This window comes from Domibacillus sp. DTU_2020_1001157_1_SI_ALB_TIR_016 (genome assembly GCF_032341995.1).
Lineage (GTDB): Bacteria > Bacillota > Bacilli > Bacillales > Domibacillaceae > Domibacillus > Domibacillus indicus_A.
Genome location: NZ_CP135439.1, coordinates 2,580,369 through 2,599,478 on the forward strand (window position 1 = coordinate 2,580,369; position 19,110 = coordinate 2,599,478).

General features: G+C 44.7%; 21 protein-coding genes. 6 read left to right on the forward strand and 15 right to left on the reverse strand.

What is annotated here, in order from left to right; all coding sequences use genetic code 11:
- Positions 1-3: 3 nt before the first annotated feature.
- Positions 4-783: an enoyl-ACP reductase FabI gene (gene fabI / locus RRU94_RS21270; RefSeq protein ID WP_251270533.1), complete on the reverse strand. Its 780-nt coding sequence runs from the start codon at positions 781-783 to the stop codon at positions 4-6.
- 163 nt (positions 784-946) lie between these two features.
- Between fabI and prpE the strand changes: the two genes are divergently transcribed.
- Complete coding sequence (gene prpE / locus RRU94_RS21275; RefSeq protein WP_315692873.1) at positions 947-1,693, forward strand: bis(5'-nucleosyl)-tetraphosphatase PrpE; 747 nt, start codon at positions 947-949, stop codon at positions 1,691-1,693.
- Between the two features lie 35 nt (positions 1,694-1,728).
- On the opposite strand, the gene RRU94_RS21280 is transcribed toward prpE, so the two are convergent.
- From RRU94_RS21280 to RRU94_RS21295, 4 genes are read right to left on the reverse strand one after another with little or no spacing between them, the layout of a single operon-like run.
- Entirely contained in the window at positions 1,729-2,634 is a 906-nt protein-coding gene (locus RRU94_RS21280) for an RluA family pseudouridine synthase (protein ID WP_315692874.1), read from the reverse strand.
- Positions 2,612-3,406: an NAD kinase gene (locus RRU94_RS21285; protein WP_242232363.1), complete on the reverse strand. Its 795-nt coding sequence runs from the start codon at positions 3,404-3,406 to the stop codon at positions 2,612-2,614. Before RRU94_RS21285 ends, RRU94_RS21280 begins: the two co-directional genes overlap by 23 nt.
- Before the next feature lie 26 nt (positions 3,407-3,432).
- Positions 3,433-4,050, reverse strand: a complete 618-nt coding sequence (locus tag RRU94_RS21290; protein WP_251270536.1) for a GTP diphosphokinase — start codon at positions 4,048-4,050, stop codon at positions 3,433-3,435.
- Between the two features lie 15 nt (positions 4,051-4,065).
- On the reverse strand, positions 4,066-4,446 hold the full coding sequence (locus tag RRU94_RS21295) for a UPF0738 family protein (RefSeq protein WP_251270537.1): 381 nt from the start codon (positions 4,444-4,446) through the stop codon (positions 4,066-4,068).
- Positions 4,447-4,576: 130 nt separating this feature from the next.
- Between RRU94_RS21295 and RRU94_RS21300 the strand changes: the two genes are divergently transcribed.
- The 4 genes from RRU94_RS21300 (at position 4,577) to RRU94_RS21315 (ending at position 7,123) form a co-directional block, all read left to right on the forward strand.
- Positions 4,577-5,149 (forward strand): CYTH domain-containing protein, encoded by a 573-nt coding sequence (locus RRU94_RS21300; RefSeq protein WP_315692875.1) that lies wholly within the window; start codon positions 4,577-4,579, stop codon positions 5,147-5,149.
- A gap of 4 nt (positions 5,150-5,153) precedes the next feature.
- Complete coding sequence (locus tag RRU94_RS21305; RefSeq protein ID WP_315692877.1) at positions 5,154-5,780, forward strand: lytic transglycosylase domain-containing protein; 627 nt, start codon at positions 5,154-5,156, stop codon at positions 5,778-5,780.
- 120 nt (positions 5,781-5,900) lie between these two features.
- Entirely contained in the window at positions 5,901-6,299 is a 399-nt protein-coding gene (locus RRU94_RS21310; RefSeq protein WP_242232367.1) for a globin domain-containing protein, read from the forward strand.
- 5 nt (positions 6,300-6,304) lie between these two features.
- Positions 6,305-7,123: a ClpXP adapter SpxH family protein gene (locus tag RRU94_RS21315; RefSeq protein ID WP_315696085.1), complete on the forward strand. Its 819-nt coding sequence runs from the start codon at positions 6,305-6,307 to the stop codon at positions 7,121-7,123.
- 248 nt (positions 7,124-7,371) lie between these two features.
- Here the strand turns inward: RRU94_RS21315 and pepF are convergent, their stop codons facing one another.
- From pepF to RRU94_RS21365, 10 genes are all read right to left on the reverse strand, one after another.
- On the reverse strand, positions 7,372-9,186 hold the full coding sequence (pepF, locus tag RRU94_RS21320) for an oligoendopeptidase F (protein WP_315692879.1): 1,815 nt from the start codon (positions 9,184-9,186) through the stop codon (positions 7,372-7,374).
- Between the two features lie 68 nt (positions 9,187-9,254).
- On the reverse strand, positions 9,255-10,373 hold the full coding sequence (locus RRU94_RS21325; protein ID WP_315692880.1) for a competence protein CoiA: 1,119 nt from the start codon (positions 10,371-10,373) through the stop codon (positions 9,255-9,257).
- 101 nt (positions 10,374-10,474) lie between these two features.
- Positions 10,475-11,116, reverse strand: a complete 642-nt coding sequence (gene mecA, locus RRU94_RS21330) for an adaptor protein MecA (protein ID WP_315692882.1) — start codon at positions 11,114-11,116, stop codon at positions 10,475-10,477.
- Positions 11,117-11,329: 213 nt separating this feature from the next.
- Entirely contained in the window at positions 11,330-11,725 is a 396-nt protein-coding gene (gene spxA / locus RRU94_RS21335) for a transcriptional regulator SpxA (protein WP_315692883.1), read from the reverse strand.
- Positions 11,726-11,957: 232 nt separating this feature from the next.
- A complete protein-coding gene (locus tag RRU94_RS21340) occupies positions 11,958-12,551 on the reverse strand; it encodes a GNAT family N-acetyltransferase (protein WP_242232371.1) in 594 nt (197 codons plus the stop codon).
- Positions 12,552-12,643: 92 nt separating this feature from the next.
- Positions 12,644-13,582: an ABC transporter ATP-binding protein gene (locus RRU94_RS21345; protein ID WP_251270542.1), complete on the reverse strand. Its 939-nt coding sequence runs from the start codon at positions 13,580-13,582 to the stop codon at positions 12,644-12,646.
- On the reverse strand, positions 13,582-14,649 hold the full coding sequence (locus RRU94_RS21350; protein ID WP_315692884.1) for an ABC transporter ATP-binding protein: 1,068 nt from the start codon (positions 14,647-14,649) through the stop codon (positions 13,582-13,584). The genes RRU94_RS21345 and RRU94_RS21350 overlap by 1 nt, the downstream gene beginning before the upstream one ends.
- 19 nt (positions 14,650-14,668) lie before the next feature.
- A complete protein-coding gene (gene opp3C, locus RRU94_RS21355; protein WP_315692886.1) occupies positions 14,669-15,673 on the reverse strand; it encodes an oligopeptide ABC transporter permease in 1,005 nt (334 codons plus the stop codon).
- A complete protein-coding gene (gene opp3b / locus RRU94_RS21360; protein ID WP_315692888.1) occupies positions 15,670-16,602 on the reverse strand; it encodes an oligopeptide ABC transporter permease in 933 nt (310 codons plus the stop codon). The genes opp3C and opp3b overlap by 4 nt, the downstream gene beginning before the upstream one ends.
- A 79-nt stretch (positions 16,603-16,681) precedes the next feature.
- Positions 16,682-18,337 (reverse strand): peptide ABC transporter substrate-binding protein, encoded by a 1,656-nt coding sequence (locus tag RRU94_RS21365; RefSeq protein WP_315692889.1) that lies wholly within the window; start codon positions 18,335-18,337, stop codon positions 16,682-16,684.
- Between the two features lie 346 nt (positions 18,338-18,683).
- Here RRU94_RS21365 and RRU94_RS21370 point away from each other — a divergent pair, with 346 nt between their 5' ends.
- Positions 18,684-19,058 carry a DUF3899 domain-containing protein gene (locus tag RRU94_RS21370; RefSeq protein ID WP_315692890.1) on the forward strand — a complete coding sequence of 125 codons (375 nt, stop codon included), beginning with the start codon at positions 18,684-18,686 and terminating at the stop codon, positions 19,056-19,058.
- Positions 19,059-19,110 lie beyond the last annotated feature (52 nt).

A 19,110-nucleotide genomic window follows, 5' to 3' on the forward strand; every position in this document is an offset into this window, starting at 1 on the left:
TAATTAATTGCCTGTAATGTGGTAGCCGGAATCTACATGAATGTTTTCACCGGTGATGCCACGAGACATGTCGCTGAACAAGAAAACAGCTGTATCGCCTACTTCTTCCTGTGTTGTTGTCCGGCGAAGCGGTGCTCGTTCTTCAATTTGAGTCAGCATCTCATTAAAATCACTAATGCCTTTTGCAGCCAGTGTACGAATTGGTCCGGCAGAAATTGAGTTCACACGAATGCCGTCTTTGCCAAGATCAGCAGCCAAATAACGCACGCTTGCATCAAGGGACGCTTTTGCGACACCCATCACGTTGTAGTTTGTAATTACGCGCTCACCGCCGAGGTACGTCAGTGTCACAATGCTGCCGCCTTCTGTCATAAGAGGCTTCGCATATTTTGCTACCGCTGTCAGCGAGTAAGCACTGATGTTGTGGGCAAGCATAAAGCCATCGCGGGATGTATCGACAAAATCGCCGTCTAAGTCTTCTTTGTTGGCAAACGCGATACAATGAGCAAGACCGTGGATGACGCCTTCTTTTTCTTTGATGGCACGGAAGCATTCTTCAATCGCTGAATCATCTGTTACATCACATGGTAAAATGAACGGATCCTTTTGATTTTCAAGTGTTGCCGCCAGGTCACGAACGTTTTTTTCTAAACGATCGCCTGCATAAGTAAAAACAAGACGTGCTCCTGCTGCGTCCAGAGAGCGGGCAATTCCCCATGCAATGCTGCGCTTGTTGGCAACACCCATTACGACAAACGTTTTTCCTTCAAGTGAAAATAGCATAAATCCGTTCCTCCATTTATACAAGTTATTAGTACCTAGTGTTAATATTATCATGATTGCCAAAAAAATCAATGAATATCAAGCCAGCTTTTGCCCGGCTTTTAAATTTTCTCCAAACGGATTATACTAGTGCAGTAGACAAAAATGAATGGGGAGCGATTGAATGAAGCTGGATATTATCGGAGATATACACGGCTGTTTCGATGAGTTTCATATGCTGACGCATACGCTTGGATATAAATGGGACGAAGGTATCCCTGTTCACCCGGATGGGCGGACGCTGGCTTTTGTCGGCGACTTAACCGACCGGGGCCCGGATTCGGTCCGGGTAATGGACGTTGTCTGCCGGCTGTTTGAAGAGCAAAATGCCCTTTTTGTGCCAGGCAACCACTGCAATAAGCTGTACCGGTATTTTCTTGGAAACAACGTTCAGGAAACACATGGACTGGAAACAACAGTGGCAGAGCTTGATTCTATGCCTGCCAATGAATACCGCCTGCTTAGAAAACGGTTCCTGTCTATGTATGAAGAGTCACCGCTCTATCACGTGCTTGAAGACCAACGGCTTGTGATTGCTCACGCCGGGATACGTGCCGACTATATTGGCCGATTTGATGCGCGTGTAAAAACGTTTGTGCTTTACGGAGACATTACAGGTGAAAAACATCCGGATGGCTCCCCTGTCCGCCGCGACTGGGCAAAAAAGTACGCAGGAGATGCATATGTTGTGTACGGCCATACGCCTGTCAGCGCGCCACGCGCGATCGGCAACACCATCAATATAGACACCGGCTGTGTATTTGGCGGCAAGCTGACCGCACTGCGCTGGCCGGAGCGTGAAATCCTATCGGTGGATTCCCAACAGCCCCTCGTTCGAGAAAAATTCCGTTCATTCAGCGATGTTTCATAAAAAAACCCGGGTTCCATAGCGGAATCCGGGTTTTTCTATATAACCATATTTTTCATATCCATTGGCATGGGCATTGTAAGATCGATAGGCGCGCCTGTTACAGGATGGTGAAACGACAGCGATCCGCAGTGAAGTGCCTGCCTGTTTATACGGCTCCTGCTGCCTCCATATAAATCATCGCCTGCAAGCGGATGACCAACATGGGCAAGATGAACACGAATCTGGTGCGTCCGCCCGGTTTCCGGCTTAACAGCCACATGGGCAAAATCATCGTACTGCCGGATCACTTTGTAAACCGTCCGGGCATATTGGCCGTCCTCACGCACCATTCGTTCGATAATGCTGTCGTCCCGGCGGCCAATCGGCGCTTCCACAAAACCGGATGCCTGCTCAAAAATACCCTCCGCAAGTGCTTCATACTGACGGAACACCTTTTTTTGCTTTTGCATCTCAGACATTAAATGATGCACGTATCGGTTTTTCGCCGCAAGGACAATCCCTGATGTGTCGCGGTCCAGCCGGGTAACGATGTGTGCCGTTGCCTGCAGCCCCTGCTCCCTATACAGCCAGAGCAGGCCGGATGCAAGCGAGCCGGATGGATGCTCGCGGGACGGAATCGTGTTCATGCCGGCCGGCTTGGCGACAGCGATCAGCGCTTTATCCTCAAATAAAACCGGAAGATCGACCGGCTCCGCTTCGAGTCCGCCTGATGGTACTTCGGGCGGAAACACTACCCGTACGGCATCTCCTGCGGATAATACATGGCGGACATTTACTTCGCGGCCATTTACTTCAATCAGCCCGCCGGTAAATTTAATATCCGTTAAAGCACGCTTAGAGATCGCCTTTTGCGCTAAAAAGGTTCGGAGCAGCAGTCCATCCTCATCCGCAGTCCAGCACAATTCAAATGGCTTTCCATTAACTGCTGACAAAGGAATCATGCACCCTTTTCCAAAATGGGAACGGCCGGAAGCGGGCAAAACGGATTTTTTCTGTGGCAACACGATATTGAATGGATTTTACATCTTTATGCAAAATTGTTAAGTGATCGATGGTCACTAAAAAATCCGGCCGGTTAACCGGTTTTAAAATACACGTATGGTGAGCGGGCAAAATAAGCGGTGAGCCAACAGTCCGGAACACACGGTTGTTGATCGATGCCATTTCCGCCAGCTGCAGGGCGCGGATTGACGGATGCAAAATAGCTCCGCCAAGCGCTTTATTGTAGGCTGTGCTGCCAGATGGCGTTGATACGCACAAGCCATCGCCGCGAAAACGCTCAAACTGCTCGCCGCGAATTTCCACATCCATTACGAGTGTTCCATCCACACTTTTAACGGTTGATTCATTTAAGGCCAAATAGCGTGTTTCTTTACCTCCATCCTGATAGCGGATAATCGCTTCAAGAAGCGGATATTCAATGATCTGATATGGCGTCCGCGCAATGGCGATTACCAGCTTCTCAATTTCATCCGGTGTCCAGTCCGCATAAAAACCAAGATGTCCCGTATGTACCCCGACAAATGCCGTTTTATCAAGACGTCCATTATACCGGTGAAACGCGTAGAGAAGCGTTCCATCTCCTCCAACCGAAATGACGATATCCGGCTCGCTTTCATCGTAAGTTAATTTAAAATCCGTCAGGTAATTGCGGATTTTATGCATTAATGCATTGGACTTGGCGTCCCCTTTTGATGTAATCGCAAACTTCATTCTGCCTCACCCCTGCCGTTTAGTAGTCATTCTTTTTTCTTTGTGAAAAACAGCTGCGCTTCCTGGATCTCTTCCCGAATCAAGGACATTTCCTCGTCCAGACGGAAAGCGGCTTCTGCCGCACGCTGCAGCCTTGTTTGAATTTCTTCCGGAAAATCACCATTGTATTTATAATTCAGCGAATGCTCAATGGTCGCCCAGAAATTCATGGCAAGCGTTCTGATTTGAATTTCAGCGAGCAGCTTTCTTTCCCCGTGAATGGTCTGTACCGGATATTCAATGACTACATGATAGGATCTGTAGCCGCTTGGTTTTTTATGGGAAATATAATCTTTTTCTTCAACGATTTTAAAATCTTTACGCTTGCGCAAAATCTCCACAACGATTTTAATATCATCCACAAACTGGCACATCATGCGCAGCCCGGCAATGTCCTGCATATCCTGCTGGATGCGTTCCCTTGGAATTCGTTTCGTTTCCATTTTATCTAAGATGCTTGGAACCGGCTTTACCCGTCCTGTCACAAATTCGATTGGTGAACGGTCGTCTTCCAGTGTAAACTGCTTGCGAATGCCGCGCAGCTTCACTTTTAATTCCTCTACCGCCTGCTTGTACGGTACTAAAAACTCATCCCAGTTGTCCATGCACGGTGTCCTCCATTAGCGCTGTTCGGCGAAAAAAACACGTTCCACTTTCTCTACCATTTCTTCGCCGTAGTTGCTGTTTCCTTCGATGTTGACAAGCAGATCGCTCATTTCCTCATGAAACGAGGCAAGCAGAAATGTGCCGTCCGCTCCGGCTGCTTCAACCGGGTGCCCGCCGTCAATCGCTCTTTTTACTTCTTCCCACGTACTCTCGTGTACATATAGATAAACATAGCCAGGCTCTGCTTCCGCCAGATACACAAAAGCCGCGGCGTCTGAATCGGTAATCACCTGGGAGACCGGCTTTAAGTGTGTGACCTGTACCTCTTCCTCTGATAAAAGACGAAGCGTTTCGCCTGCCCATTCTGTTTTTGTAAAATGCCATTTCGTTCTCATTCTTCACTTCTCCTTTACAACAACCGTTCATTCAAAACTTCGTAAACATTTTACCACATTTTACTCTTTCAAACACGGTTCGAACAGGATACAATAAAAGAAGAACATTATGGAAAATGAGGCGGACACGATGAAGGAAGAAATTGAAATTGAATTTAAATGTGTGGTTACAAAAACACAGTTTGATCAGCTTGTCGCCGCTTTTAATCCAGGACCTTTTCAACAGCAGTCCAACCACTATTTTGATACACCAGATTTTTTGCTTAAAGAAGCCGGCGCCGCGCTTCGCATCCGTGAAAAGGGCGGACGAGCGGAAATGACGCTGAAAGAACCAGCAGATACAGGTCTCTTAGAATCAACGGTTTCATTATCACAACTTGAAGTGAAGGGCGCCTTAGACGGCACCCTTCCTGATAATAAAGTCATCAGCCGGGCGGCTGGCCGCGCTGGCGCGGCCAATTTCGCTCACTTTGGCACACTTTCAACAACACGGGCAGAGATGGCTTACGAAGGCGGCCTGCTCGTATTTGACCATAGCACGTATCTCGGGCAGGAAGATTACGAGATTGAATATGAAGCAAAGGATGCTTCTGGAGAAGATGTTTTTTATCAACTTTTGAAGAAATATGGCATCGACTACACACCGGCTGAAAATAAAATCCGCCGTTTCTATCACGCACTTACACAACATGGGGGAAACTAACAACGTGGATACAAATTTTTTCAACACGATGATCAACACGACTGTCGCTAAAGCCGCTGGAACAGGAACCACTTCTCCATTTTCTTCTGCCGCTGGGACAGGCAATGTGTTTGGCTCTATTTTGCAGCAGGCGCTTGCGCAGGGTCTTGAAATTATTCAAGCTGGGACCCCCGCTTCTGTAAGTGCCGCTTCTTCTGCAGCATCTGCACCAGCTCTCTTCACAAAAGCCGGCGCCGACATTGCAGCCGCCCCTAAAACAGATTTTGATGATATCATTACCCGGGCTGCCGAGAAGTACAATGTTCCGAAAAAATTGATCCAATCTGTGATTAAACAGGAATCCAATTTTAACCCGAATGCCGTCAGCTACGCAGGCGCTTCAGGGCTTATGCAATTAATGCCGGGCACTGCAAGCTACCTCGGTGTTAAAGATTCGATGGACCCAGAACAAAACGTATTTGGCGGAACGAAATATTTACGCCAAATGCTCAATATGTTTGATGGGGACATTTCCCTTGCGCTCGCTGCATATAATGCAGGGCCGGGCAACGTAAAGAAGTATGGCGGCATCCCGCCATTCAATGAAACACAAAACTATGTAAAAAAGATCACCGGCTTCTACAATGCGTAGAGCCGGTTTTTTTTAAAGAAAAGGAATGTTTTGGAGATATGCCCTCAATCCTATCATTTGTTTTATGTCGAAAGCCTTGTTAAAATGAAGATACATTACGAGGAAAAAGGAGTAACGTTTATGGCCGAGCAATCCAATGTTCCATACGACATCATTGGCGGGAAACAGCTTTCAGAACTGGTGGACGTTTTTTACAGCCGCGTTTCGCAGCATCCGGATCTTGCGCCGATTTTTCCCGATGATTTAACCGAAACTGCCCGAAAGCAGAAACAATTTCTAACTCAATTTCTAGGTGGACCAAGCCTTTATACAGATGAACACGGGCACCCGATGCTCCGGGCACGCCATTTGCCTTTCCCTATTACGCCAGCACGCGCAGAAGCCTGGCTGGAGTGCATGAATGCGGCAATGGATGATGTGCATTTAACCGGTGAATTGCGTGTTTTCTTTTTTGAACGACTTAAACAAACGGCGTTTCATATGGTGAACCAGCCGGATGATAAGGGTGATGCTTTGTGAATTCGATGCAACTGCCTGAACGTATTTGCTCTGCCCGGCAAAAGCCGCTCGAACTCTATGTATTTATTGATCCTTTGTGCCCGGATTGCTGGGCGCTCGACCCCCTTATTCGGAAGCTGCAAGTAGAATACGGCCATTATTTCAAGTTGAAGCAGGTATTAACCGGCAAGCTGACTGCCTTGAATACAGCTAAGCCTCTTCTTGCAGTGGAGCAAAGCGGGCTTGCCTGCGAGGAATCCGTCTGGGAGGAAGAGACCATCGAATCTCCTTTTCTTGCATCTATTGCCATCAAAGCAGCTGAGCTGCAGGGAAAACGGGCCGGCAGTAAGTTCCTCCGGAGAATTCAGGAGCAATTATTTTTAGATAAAGAGAATGTCGCAGATATAGCTGTGTTAACCCGCTGTGCTGAAGAGGCGGGACTCGACAAAAGCGAGTTTTTAAATGATATTTATTCAGCTGGTGCAACAAAAGCCTTTCAAAGTGATTTAGCGGTCACATGTGAAATGGATGTGGACGAAGCGCCGACGATCGTGTTTTTTAATGAACGCATTGAAGATGAAGGTATTAAAATTGCCGGCCTTTATTCCTATGATATTTACGTACAAATTCTGCAGGAAATTCTAGAAGAAATACCAGAACCGCTTGATCCGCCTTCACTTAAAGAATTTATGCAATACTTTCGCATTGCGGCCACAAGTGAAATAAGAGGCGTTTATGATTGGACCGACAGCCAGACAGAATGCGAAATGAAAAAACTGCTTCTGCAGCGAAAAGTCCGCAGGATTCATACGAAGCACGGCACTTTTTGGGAATATATTCAGTAAAAACGCCAGCATCGGATGCTGGTGTTTTTTTATTGCATCCAAATAGAAAAAGCCCCGCCGAAGCGGGGCTCTTTCTTACGAACAAAGGGGATGGGAGAAATTTTTCACGGTCAAACAAAGGGGTATATGTTTGTTTGTGATCAACTTCACGACCCCATCGTACCATGTGTGGCACATTTTTTGCAAGGAATGACCCTTCAATTCACAAAATCGACATAATAATGGATTTGACAGCGCTAACTTACAAATTAACCCAGTAATTTCTCCATTTCGTCCAGTGTTTCCTCAAACACGCGGCAGGCTGCTTCAATCGGACCTGCTTCCGTCATATCAACGCCTGCACGCTTTAATACTTCAATTGGATCCGCAGAGCTACCTGCTTTTAGGAACTCATTAATGTACCGCTGGGCAGCCGGCTCGCCATCTTTTAAAATTTGTGAAGACAGCGCAATCGCTGCACTTAAGCCCGTCGCATACTGATATACGTAATAGTTATAGTAGAAATGCGGAATGCGTGCCCATTCAAGTGCAATTTCTTCATCAATAACCATATCATCACCGAAATACTTTTTATTCAGTGCGTAATAAGCTTCACTTAAGCCGTCTGCTGTCAGTGCTTCTCCCTTTTGCGCTTTTTCATGAATCAGGTGTTCAAATTCTGCAAACATCGTCTGGCGAAAAATCGTGCCACGGAATGTTTCAAGAAAATGATTCAGCAAGTAAATGCGTTTTTTCTCATCGTCTGTTGCTTTCAGCAAATAATCATTTAAAATGGATTCGTTGCACGTAGAAGCCACTTCTGCCACGAAAATAGAGTAGTCTCCATAAATATACGGCTGGCTCGCACGTGTATAATAGCTGTGAATGCTGTGCCCAAATTCATGAGCAAGTGTAAACAAATTGTTTACATTATCCTGCCAGTTCATCAGCACGTAAGGATTTGTGCCATAAGCACCGGAGGAGTAAGCCCCACTTCTTTTTCCTTTATTCTCCACTACATCGACCCAGCGGCTTTCTAACCCTGTCGTTAAAATATCGATGTATTCTTTTCCGAGCGGCTGTAAACCTTTTTGAAGAAGATCTTTCGCTTCATCATACGTTACATCAAACTTGCCTTCTGCTACAAGCGGCGTGTATAAATCGTACATATGCAGTTCATCAAGACCAAGTACCCGCTTGCGCAGCGCCACATAACGGTGAAGCAGCGGCAGATTTTTATTAATGGTAGCCACTAAATTATCGTATACCTCTTCAGGAATATGATTACGTGACAGTGCTGCTTCACGCGCGCTGTTGTAATGGCGTACACTTGCAGAGAAATTATCCCGTTTCACCTGGCCGGATAGCGTGGAAGCAAATGTATTTTTAAATTTTCCATAGGTGGCATACACGGCTTTAAAAGCTTCCTCTCGAACACGGCTGTCCGATGACTCAAGAAACCGCACGTAGTTGCCGTGTGTAATTTGTACACTTTCTCCGTTTTCATCCTGGATAACTGGAAATTCCAGGTCAGCATTATTCAGCATTCCAAATGTTGCACTCGATGAGCCTAATACATCTGATGCCTGTGCCAGTAGATTCTCTTCTGTTGCAGACAGAACATGCGGACGCTGCTTGTTTAAGTCATCCAGCACTTTTTTGTACAATTGGAGCGGCTCATGGGATGTGACAAACCCGTTTACTTTTTCTTCGTCAATCGATAAAATTTCAGGATCAGCAAACGAAAGCGCTCCTGCAATTTGCGTATACAGCATTTTAGCCCGGTCATTCATGCCCTGGTAATGGGCGTTTTGAGTATCTTCATCGTAGCGCATATGCGCATACGTATATAGACGGCCCATCCGCTCAAGCAGAACATCCTGCCAGGAGAAAAAAGCATACATCTGCTCTGCACTTTCATCAAGGGTCCCTCTATAGGAAGAGGCTTCTCCTGCAAGTGTCTGAAGCGCTTTAAATTCCTTCTCCCACTCTTCATCCGTTACAAAAATATCTTCAAGACGCCATTTCAGCTCCTCCGGCACCTCAGAACGTGCCGGAAGCTGCTTTACTGCATTTTCTGCCATCTTCAAAAACCTCCTTTTATGTATATAACCATTCTCCTTCCTTATTATATAATCCTTTGTTTTTCACCTCAAAAAATCAGCTTGTCTAAAACAGTCTTCCCGAATGTCTCTGTAAAGGCTTTTTCTTTTTCCAGCTTCACACCGAGCGAAGGGCTGTCCAAAGAAAGCGGATTTCCGATTACATCCAACAGCGCGGCATATTCTACAGCGGCCATCTCCGGTGTTTTTCCGCCGGCAAGCGGCAACGGCTGCTCTTTTACATGTCCAAGCTCGATTCGGCGTCGAATAATTTCTTCAGCCGGACACTTCTCCAGCTCCAGCAAAAGATAAAACTGCCATTCAATCGGATGGTTCCGAATCGCTATGCTGCTGCGGACAGGAAGCCCAATGTGTTCCGGCAGCAAATAAGGATTACGGCCGGATGCATAAACCGCTTGAAGAAAAGGATGTCGGTGCCCCCGGTCAAACTGGCAGGTTTGATCGATCCATTTCCGCCTGTAATCAAAAAAGGTATTCAGGTCAGATACATCTCTTTCGCTGCCCGAAGCAGACGGAGGAAACGTCATGTCTTGAATAGGAATAAAGCGCTGGTGTGCTGTACAAAGTGTTACCGTAAGCGGAGTGATGTTTTTATATACCGTAAATCCTTTTCGTTCAGGGTCATACGACAAAAAATAAAAGCCCAGCTGAGGATGAAAACGCAAAAACAGCCGCTGAAAAGGCGTCAGCTTTACATAGCTCCCTTTCCGCTCAACCGGCTTGCCGCCATATATCCAAAACGGAATCATTCCACGCGCTGTATACTTTTCTGTCCGCTCCTTAAATAAAGCAGCGGAAATCGAAGAACACTGAAACTCAACCGCTATATTTCCTGTTAAAATGTCCGGGCGCTGGTCTCCGCCTGGCAAACATGCTTCCAATTCTGCTTCTGCTGTTTGGGTAATCCATTGAAATAAGTCTGCTTTTCCGGCTAAATGCCTGGGAGATTCGTGTTCTGAAAATGATTGGCATAAAGTGTGGGAAATGTGGGCAAAATGTGGAATGTTAACATTTCCTGCTTTAATCCTGACAGGGCTGCCACATTGCGGGCAGTAATGAGGAGTATTTTTTAAACGAAGAGCTAGTGACTTGGCTTTTGTCCCGGCCAATACGACCGGCTTTCCTTGTCGATTCACTGCCGACAGCATACAGATATCCTCTCCTTTCATTTTATACGATTCGACAAGCGGGAGGACACTTCCTTTTTTTCACAAAAAAGCATCCTCTTGACATGTCAAGAGGACGCTGGTTATGAAAAGTATTGACGAACGGTTTCGAATACATTTTCAGGCATGATGCATTTTCCGTATTCCTGAAGTGTATGGATCGTCATGCGGGATTCATGCGTATATTCAAGCAGAATGCTGAGCGCATCGTCAATTTCTTCTTCCTGGAAACGATCGTCCGCGAACTCAACAAACAGATAATAACGGTTTTCGTGCACATACAAGGAAGTGGTCAAGTAATCGAGACCGCCGCGATTGCTAAGCGCGATAACGTCTTCAAAATCACGGAATGCAAGAACAAAATCAAGCGGCGCATCGTCTTCTTCTGAACGGTCAAAATGTTCATCAAGCAAGTCTTCAATCTGCCCATTTACATCCATTTTATCGCTTGTAAATGGCAGTTCCAGACGCTGTCCGTCTTTTGTCAGATTTGCCTGGGTAACCAAAATTTCCAAACCTTTATCAAGTGCATGCACTTGAATCCAAAGAGGCCCATCCACTGTAAAATCTTCTTCATCGTGGACTTCCTCCATCATATCCCAGAACAGTTCTTCGCTGCGTTCCCGGTTGTACCAGATTTCCTCGCGGTCAAAGCCCCGTTCTTCTATATCAACATATGATATGAAAAACTTCACCGTGTTATCATTAATGCGTTCAATTTCCATTATGCGGTCTCTCCCTTCCATTTAGAGGGTTCACAGGGGTGCGGAAACATATCCCCATCCCTTCTCTATATTGTATGATAAACAAGACGTAAATGAAAACAGAAAGACTTAGCTGTCTGCACATTCTAACTGAATTTTCTGCGTTCTTCAAGCTAAAACGGTTAAAAAAAATAAAAAATTCCTGCATATCAGGCAGGAATTTTTCTTTGTCAATTAGTTAACCATACGTTGTGCTTCAAGCAGCTGGAAAGTACGAACTTTCCGCGGTAAGAAACGACGAATTTCATCTTCGTTATAACCAACTTGCAGGCGCTTTTCATCCATAATAATCGGACGACGAAGCAATCCTGGGTTTTGGCGGATCAATTCAAACAAATCTTGAAGTGGAAGTGTTTCAAGATCAACATTCAATTTTTGGAAAATTTTCGAACGTGTTGAAATGATTTCATCCGTTCCGTCCTCCGTCATACGCAAAATTTCTTTGATCTCGTTAATGCTTAACGGCTCTGAGAAAATATTGCGTTCCACGTAAGGAATTTCGTGTTCCTCTAACCACGCTTTTGCTTTTCGGCATGAGGTGCAGCTTGGTGATGTGTATAGTGTAACCATTCCTCATTCACACTCCTTAAATAAAATATATAATACCTGTCAATTTGAGGAATCGAACGTTCATGGAGATTTCATAGATAAGTGAAACTCCTCAACAACCGGCTACATATGTATTATACCATGAAATGACAGCCAATTGAATATCGTTTTCAGTTGTATGAACAATTATCTTTTACTTACAAATACATTGTACCCGGTGAATGTGTCAACTAAACGTCAAAGCTGCACCTTTTTAAACTTTTTGTGAGGATTCAAACGGCTCAAGAATATTCTCACGCTCTTCTTTATCTATAAAGGAAAGGGTTTCGCTTACCGGTGCGAAAGGAGCTCCGTAAATTTCTTTGTCTTTATACTTATGAATATCACGATATGTCCGAACCATCGCTTCGTAAATATCTTCCTCATCTGCCCCGCTTGGGCTCCAATAAAGAATTTCCATCACCGTTTCCCGTCCGGTCGCAAGCGAACGCCGGCGGTAGCCAATTTTAGAAGCATGTTCAAATCCTTCACGGGCATAGAAGCGAAGCCTTTTTTCTGTATCCGTATCCTCATATTGAACCGGTTCAACCTCAAGAATGACCGGTTTGTTTTTCGACTTTAATCCATTAATCAGTTTTTTGCCTAGTCCCTGTCCCCTTGCTTGTTTGGACACAAAAAGATAGTCGACAAAAACAAACCCGTCAAACTCTACATAAATGAGTACGTGGTTCGGACCTTCATCTTTATGGTAAACATCGCCGCGTTCAGCGAGCAATACATCGATTTGTTCTTTTGCCTTCATTTCTTCAATCGGAAAATATTGATTCAACTTTTCATACCAGTTCATGCATGTCTCCTTTGCTTACCCATATTAAGTGCTTCTTATATAATATAGACCGTTTTTAAACACTTAAACCTATAATTAAAAAAAGCGGCCGCTTATCGGGCCGCTTCGTAGCTTTTTTGAAATTGATTCAATTCTTTTTCTGAACAGTAAACAAAATGACCCGGCGCCACCTCACGCATTTCCACCCGATCATCCGCTCCGTACTGATGAACATCCGGTGAGTACACTTTTCGTACTCTGCTGCGCTCATAGTCTGGATCCGGAAGTGGAATAGCGGACAATAATGATTTTGTGTATGGATGCAGCGGATTTTTATATAGCACCTCACTCGGCGCAAGCTCCACCAGCTTACCGAAGTACATGACGCCAATTCGATCGGAAATATATTTCACCATTGACAGGTCGTGTGCAATAAACAAATACGTTAACCCTTTTTCTTTTTGAAGCTTTTTCATTAAGTTGACCACTTGTGCTTGGATGGATACATCCAGTGCAGAAATGGGTTCATCAGCAATAATAAAATCAGGCTCCACCGCAAGCGCACGAGCGATACCGAGACGCTGGCGCTGGCCGCCTGAAAATTCATGCGGATACCGGTTGGCGTGCTCCCTGTTTAACCCAACTGTTTCAAGCAGTTCGTATACTTTTTTCATACGCTCTTCTTTCGACTTGGCTAATCCATGAATATCGATGCCTTCTGCAATAATATCTGATACTTTCATACGTGGATTCAATGAAGCATAAGGGTCTTGAAAAATCATCTGCATCTTTCGGTTAAACTGCATAAGTTCTTTTCGCGATTTTTTACCGTGCACGTCCTGTCCGTTAAAGAGCACCTGGCCGCCTGTGGCATCATACAGCCGGATCATCGTGCGTCCGGTTGTAGACTTTCCGCATCCAGACTCTCCGACAAGACCTAACGTTTCACCTTTGTAAATGTCAAAGCTAATATCGTCAACCGCTTTAACCATATTTGGTTTTCCTTCATTAAAGTATTGCTTTAATCCTTTTATTTCGAGAAGCTTTTCCATTACATTCCCTCCCCGGCCAGCACAGGCTTATCATAATTTCCCGGCATGGAGCGACGCTGCATTTTTACGATTTCTGGTGGTTCAACCTTTGGTGCCTGTTCATGCAGCAGCCACGATTTCACAAAATGTGTATCCGATACTTGATAAAGCGGCGGCTCCTGTTCAAAATCAATCGCCATAGCGTAGTCGCTTCTAAGAGCAAATGCATCGCCTTTTGGTGGATTGATTAAATCCGGCGGGGTGCCCGGAATAGCCCGAAGTTCTGCTTCATGATCCGTATCCGGACTTGGCATGGAAGACAGAAGTCCCCATGTATATGGATGCCTCGGATCGTAAAAAATTTCATCAACGGTTCCTGTTTCTACAATTTGCCCGCCATACATCACGGCAACACGGTCCGCAACATTCGCCACAACACCAAGATCATGCGTAATAAAAATAATCGCTGTGTCGATTTTCTTTTGAAGCTCCTTCATTAATTCTAAAATTTGAGCTTGTATCGTTACATCAAGGGCTGTTGTTGGTTCATCCGCAATCAATACTTTTGGATTGCAGGCGAGTGCAATGGCAATCACGATCCGCTGGCGCTGGCCGCCTGAAAATTGGTGGGGAAACTGCTTCATACGCATTTCTGGATTTTGCAGCCCAACAAGTGTCAGTAATTCAGCAGCCCGCTTGTACGCCTCCCCTTTACTCATTTTTTGATGCTTGATGAGCGGCTCCATAATTTGTTTGCCAATTTTCATCGTCGGATTTAATGAAGTCATCGGATCCTGAAAGATCATTGATATTTCCTTACCGCGAATTTTCTCCATTTCTTTTTCGGTCAGCACGGCAAGGTCGCGTCCTCCAAACCAAATCTGCCCTTCTTTAATGCGGCCTGGCGGATTTGGAATAAGCCTCATGAGCGCTTTTGTGGTAACCGATTTCCCGGAGCCGGATTCACCGACAATGGCCAGTGTTTCTCCTTTCTCAAGGTGAAAACCCACTCCCCGCACCGCTCTTACCTCTCCTGCATGCAAATCAAAGGAAATGTGTAAATTTTTAACATCTAATACTTTCTCCATAAAAATGCCTCCTTTCTGTTTATTTTTTCATTTGCGGATCCAGTGCATCGCGAAGTCCGTCTGCAAGCAGGTTAAAGCTTAAAATCAGCAAGCTGATAATAACTGATGGAATAATCAGCATATGCGGATACATCTGCATCGATTTAAAGCCGTCATTGACCAATGAGCCAAGCGAGGCTTCTGGCGGTGCAATCCCAAGACCGATAAAGCTCAAAAAGGCTTCGGTAAAAATAGCGGTTGGAATGGTAAACATGGTTGTAACGATAATCGGTCCGACCACATTTGGCATTAAATGCTTCCATATTAAACGGCCGCCTGAAGCACCGAGTGTTCTTGAAGCTAATACATACTCCTGGTTTTTCAGCTTTAAAAACTGTCCGCGTACAATCCGCGCCATGTTTACCCAGCCGGTGATGACCATGGCCATTGTGATGGAGAGAATACCTGGTTCAAATACAAGAATAAACAGGATAACCACAATCAGCTGCGGAATCCCTATTAAAATTTCAATAATTCGCTGCATTACATTGTCCAGGCGGCCGCCATAGTAACCAGAAATACCGCCATACGCAATACCGATTAACAGGTCAATGACTGCTGCCAGCACGCCAATGTAGATAGAGATGCGTGTGCCATACCAGGCGCGTGTCCATAAATCCCGCCCGAGGTCGTCTGTCCCGAACCAGTAATACTCTTTTACGCCTTTTGATTCATACACATCAAAGCCATCTTTATCGCGTCCATCGAACGGAAGCCAATGAACGTTTTCGAGCGCTGCAATTTTTGGAGGCAGCTTGGCATGCTGAATATTTTGCTGTTTGTATGTGTAACCGCTCATCGACGGCCCGATAATTGCCATCAAGACAATTAACGCAATCAGCACCAGTCCGAAGATGGCGCCCTTGTTGCTGCGAAGGCGCAGCCATGCATCATGCCAGAAGTTTAAGCTTGGGCGGCCCATTTTTTCTGCTTCATGTGCGCGCGAACCTTGAATTTCAAATAGTTTTGGTTCCATTTGACTCATTTCCGTCCACCTCCACTTACACGAATGCGCGGATCCACTACGCCATAGAGTACATCAACAATAAAAACAACGACTACAAACAGCACACTATAAAATAAAGTGGTCCCCATAATAACAGTAAAATCATTTGTATTAATGGAGCGAACAAACTGATCACCCACTCCTGGTATCGCAAAAATACGCTCAATAACCAGCGAGCCAGTCATGATATTAACAGCAAGCGGTCCAAGCAGTGTAATAATGGGGATGAGGGCATTGCGAATGGCATGCTTGACCATAATCGACGGTGCACTGACCCCTTTTGCGCGTGCTAGTGTAATGTAGTCAGAATTTAAAATTTCCAACAGCTCCGAGCGCATGTAACGTGCGACTGTAGCAATAACAAATACAGATAGCGCCAAAGTCGGCATAATCGTGTATTCAAAGCCTTCCCACGAAGCAACCGGCAGCCACTGCCATTGAACACCGACGAAATATTGGAGAAGGCCGGCGAACACAAATGAAGGAATCGAAATGCCAAGCACGGCGATCGTCGTCGCCGCGTAATCGATTATGGTGTTGTGTTTTAGGGCTGAAATTACTCCAAGCAGGATCCCAACAACGGTACCGAATATGATCGCTTGAAATCCGAGTTCTGCTGACGGCCCAATACGTTCGCCGATCATTTGGGAAACCGGCCGATTATCATATGCAAACGACAAACCTAAGTCCCCTTTCAGCAAATTGGTCATGTAATTCACGTATTGAACAGGAACGGGGTCATTTAAGCCATATTTGTCTAAAATGATTTCCTGCTGCTCTGGAGATAATTTTTCCTGATTGGTAAGTGGCGAGCCAGGGAGGAGTTTCATTAAGAAGAAAGTGATCGTTGCGATAATAAACAGTGTCAGCACCATGTAAAAAAGTCTTTTTAATGTGTATTTCACCATGACTAGTCCCTCCTTCACTTTATTTTTTTAACAGGTAAAAAGAGAGCAGGCCCGCTTGCACCTGCCCTCCTCTGCCTACTTAACGCGTAACCTCTGCCCATTTCAATGAGTAATCTGGTCCGAATTTGTGATAGACGATTCCCTCCACATCCGGGTTGGTTAAATAAGCCCGTGCACGCTGATAAATCGGCGCAATAGCTGCGTCTTCAAGCATCAATTTTTCAACTTCAACAAGAGCATCCCAACGCGCCTGTTCGTCCGTTAGAAGTGTTGTTTTTGCTTGCTGAACAAGCTTGTCCACTTGTGGGTTTGAATAACCTGACTGGTTATGCGCGCCTTCTGTTACATACATATCCAGGTACGTCATTGGATCTGGATAGTCAGGACCCCATCCGGATAAAGACATTTCATAATCCATCGCCGTTTCAAGGTCAAGTTTTTGTTTAAATGGCTGCAATTTAATATTTACGGTTAGACCTTCAAGATTTGATTCAAGCTGTTCTTTTAAATATTCTGTTACTTTCTTTGACAAGTCATCATCATAACTTAAAAGCTCAAGCTCAACCGTATCCTGTCCAATTGCTTTTTTAGCTTTTTCCCAATGCTCTTTAGCTGCATCAATATCGGTTTCAAGATACGTACCCGCCGTTTCACGGAAATCTTTTCCGTCTGGGCCTTGAACAAACTCAGCCGGCACAAAATAATCCGCCGGTACAGAACCGTTATTTAACAGTGTATCTGTAATGCCTGTTTTGTCATAAGCCATGGCGATCGCTTTGCGTGCATCTACGTTTTTCAAGACGTCATTCGTTGTCTGATTTAAACGGAGGAAGAAAACAGATGCTTCTTTTACGGTCTGGAAGCCTTCCTGCTCTTTGTATTTATCTACAAACTCAGATGAAAGCTTGACGCGATCCAATTCGCCGCTTTCATATAAATTCACATCTGTCTGTGTGTCTTTAACGATTTTCGTATTGATAGTTTCAAGCTTTACAGTGTCTGCATCCCAATATTCAGGATTCTTTTTCATTACGAAACGGTCTTCATGCTTCCATTCAGCAAGTGTGAAAGGACCGTTGTAAAGAACTGTATCGGCTTCAAGTCCATATTGATCGCCCTGCTCCGTCACGAACGCTTCATTTTGCGGAAGGAATGTAGCGAACGTCAGTAATTCTTTAAAATATGGAACTGGATTCTCTAATTGGATTTCAAGCGTTTTTTCATCGATGGCTTTTACACCCAATTCTTCCGGCTTCATTTTTCCGGTATTGACGGCCTGTGCATTTTTCAAGTCATACATGATATACGCATACTCTGCAGCTGTATCCGGATTTAATGCTTTACGCCATGCATAAACGAAATCATTGGCTGTGACAGGCTCACCGTTGGACCATTTCGCGTCCCGAAGTTTTATTGTCCACGTTTTGCCGTCTTCGCTGACTTGCGGCTCTCCTTCTGCCATCCCCTCTACCGCTTTGTCGCCTTCACCGAGACGATAAAGCCCTTCCATAACACTGTCCATTACAGCAAATGAAACAGTATCTGTGGCGAGAGCAGAGTCCATGTTCGGGATATCCTGCGTTTCTGATAGATTCAGTACATTTTCTTTCCCGCCGCCATCGTCAGATGTCTGACCACTGTTACCGGAATCGGACGAGCCGCCGCTACAAGCTGCGAGCACTGCACTGACTGCAAGCATCAAAACAAGGAAAATTGAAAGCTTTTTCTTGTGCATAGATGAATGCCTCCCCTTTTATAATATTTTGACCTTCCTAAGAATTCAGAAGATTTGTTAATATTATATACTGTCAATTCACTTTATTGCAATAACTTATTTACGTTTTATTTACAACCATTACAGAAATTTAATAGTTTAGTGAAACAAAAAAAGCGCTCCAAAGAGCGCTTTCCCTTCAATTTATTCTATGAATCACTTACATTTCCATAGTAATTTTTAACTATATTGCTTTATAAATATAATATGTTTTGTATAATATACACAATGAAACATAAACGATTTATTTATAATCGAGCATATTCTTTATGCTTTTTTACCTGATTTACGGAAGGAGTAAACATAAATGGGAAAAAAAATATTTTTTTTAGCTTTTGTTCTGTTGGCAGGTTCACTTTTTTACAGTTTAACGAAGCCTTCTCATCTGATCGCTTTTGTAAATGCTGCTTTTATGGGCGGATTGTTTTTCTTTATCATAGGGGCAAGCATGCTAGTGTTTGAAAAAGGATTTTTTAATGGTATTAGTTTTGGATTCAAACAGCTGCGCACCTCTTCAAAAGAAGGCTCTTATACAGCACGGTTTGATGACTTGGACAAAACGGGCGCACCCCATGAAGAATACAAAAAGCGTACATTTTCAAAATGGACCCTTCCCCTTCTTTTAACCGGAGGTGCTGCTGCTCTTTTGACCCTGCTTTCTTCTTACTTCCTGTCATCTTGAATATTCAGTTTGTTTTATTTATAATGGAACACATATCAAGATGAAACGAAGT

What these genes read in the sequence shown, in the direction of transcription:
- RRU94_RS21285 (WP_242232363.1), bottom strand. Translation starts at nt 3,406, where the DNA reads ATGAAGTTTGCGATTACATCAAAAGGGGACGCCAAGTCCAATGCATTA.
- prpE (WP_315692873.1), top strand. Translation starts at nt 947, where the DNA reads ATGAAGCTGGATATTATCGGAGATATACACGGCTGTTTCGATGAGTTT.
- opp3C (WP_315692886.1), bottom strand. Translation starts at nt 15,673, where the DNA reads ATGAGTCAAATGGAACCAAAACTATTTGAAATTCAAGGTTCGCGCGCA.
- RRU94_RS21325 (WP_315692880.1), bottom strand. Translation starts at nt 10,373, where the DNA reads ATGCTGTCGGCAGTGAATCGACAAGGAAAGCCGGTCGTATTGGCCGGG.
- RRU94_RS21280 (WP_315692874.1), bottom strand. Translation starts at nt 2,634, where the DNA reads ATGATTCCTTTGTCAGCAGTTAATGGAAAGCCATTTGAATTGTGCTGG.
- RRU94_RS21365 (WP_315692889.1), bottom strand. Translation starts at nt 18,337, where the DNA reads ATGCACAAGAAAAAGCTTTCAATTTTCCTTGTTTTGATGCTTGCAGTC.
- RRU94_RS21300 (WP_315692875.1), top strand. Translation starts at nt 4,577, where the DNA reads ATGAAGGAAGAAATTGAAATTGAATTTAAATGTGTGGTTACAAAAACA.
- RRU94_RS21295 (WP_251270537.1), bottom strand. Translation starts at nt 4,446, where the DNA reads ATGAGAACGAAATGGCATTTTACAAAAACAGAATGGGCAGGCGAAACG.
- RRU94_RS21345 (WP_251270542.1), bottom strand. Translation starts at nt 13,582, where the DNA reads ATGGAAAAGCTTCTCGAAATAAAAGGATTAAAGCAATACTTTAATGAA.
- RRU94_RS21350 (WP_315692884.1), bottom strand. Translation starts at nt 14,649, where the DNA reads ATGGAGAAAGTATTAGATGTTAAAAATTTACACATTTCCTTTGATTTG.
- RRU94_RS21315 (WP_315696085.1), top strand. Translation starts at nt 6,305, where the DNA reads ATGCAACTGCCTGAACGTATTTGCTCTGCCCGGCAAAAGCCGCTCGAA.
- RRU94_RS21340 (WP_242232371.1), bottom strand. Translation starts at nt 12,551, where the DNA reads ATGAACTGGTATGAAAAGTTGAATCAATATTTTCCGATTGAAGAAATG.
- mecA (WP_315692882.1), bottom strand. Translation starts at nt 11,116, where the DNA reads ATGGAAATTGAACGCATTAATGATAACACGGTGAAGTTTTTCATATCA.
- fabI (WP_251270533.1), bottom strand. Translation starts at nt 783, where the DNA reads ATGCTATTTTCACTTGAAGGAAAAACGTTTGTCGTAATGGGTGTTGCC.
- RRU94_RS21290 (WP_251270536.1), bottom strand. Translation starts at nt 4,050, where the DNA reads ATGGACAACTGGGATGAGTTTTTAGTACCGTACAAGCAGGCGGTAGAG.
- RRU94_RS21370 (WP_315692890.1), top strand. Translation starts at nt 18,684, where the DNA reads ATGGGAAAAAAAATATTTTTTTTAGCTTTTGTTCTGTTGGCAGGTTCA.
- RRU94_RS21310 (WP_242232367.1), top strand. Translation starts at nt 5,901, where the DNA reads ATGGCCGAGCAATCCAATGTTCCATACGACATCATTGGCGGGAAACAG.
- spxA (WP_315692883.1), bottom strand. Translation starts at nt 11,725, where the DNA reads ATGGTTACACTATACACATCACCAAGCTGCACCTCATGCCGAAAAGCA.
- opp3b (WP_315692888.1), bottom strand. Translation starts at nt 16,602, where the DNA reads ATGGTGAAATACACATTAAAAAGACTTTTTTACATGGTGCTGACACTG.
- pepF (WP_315692879.1), bottom strand. Translation starts at nt 9,186, where the DNA reads ATGGCAGAAAATGCAGTAAAGCAGCTTCCGGCACGTTCTGAGGTGCCG.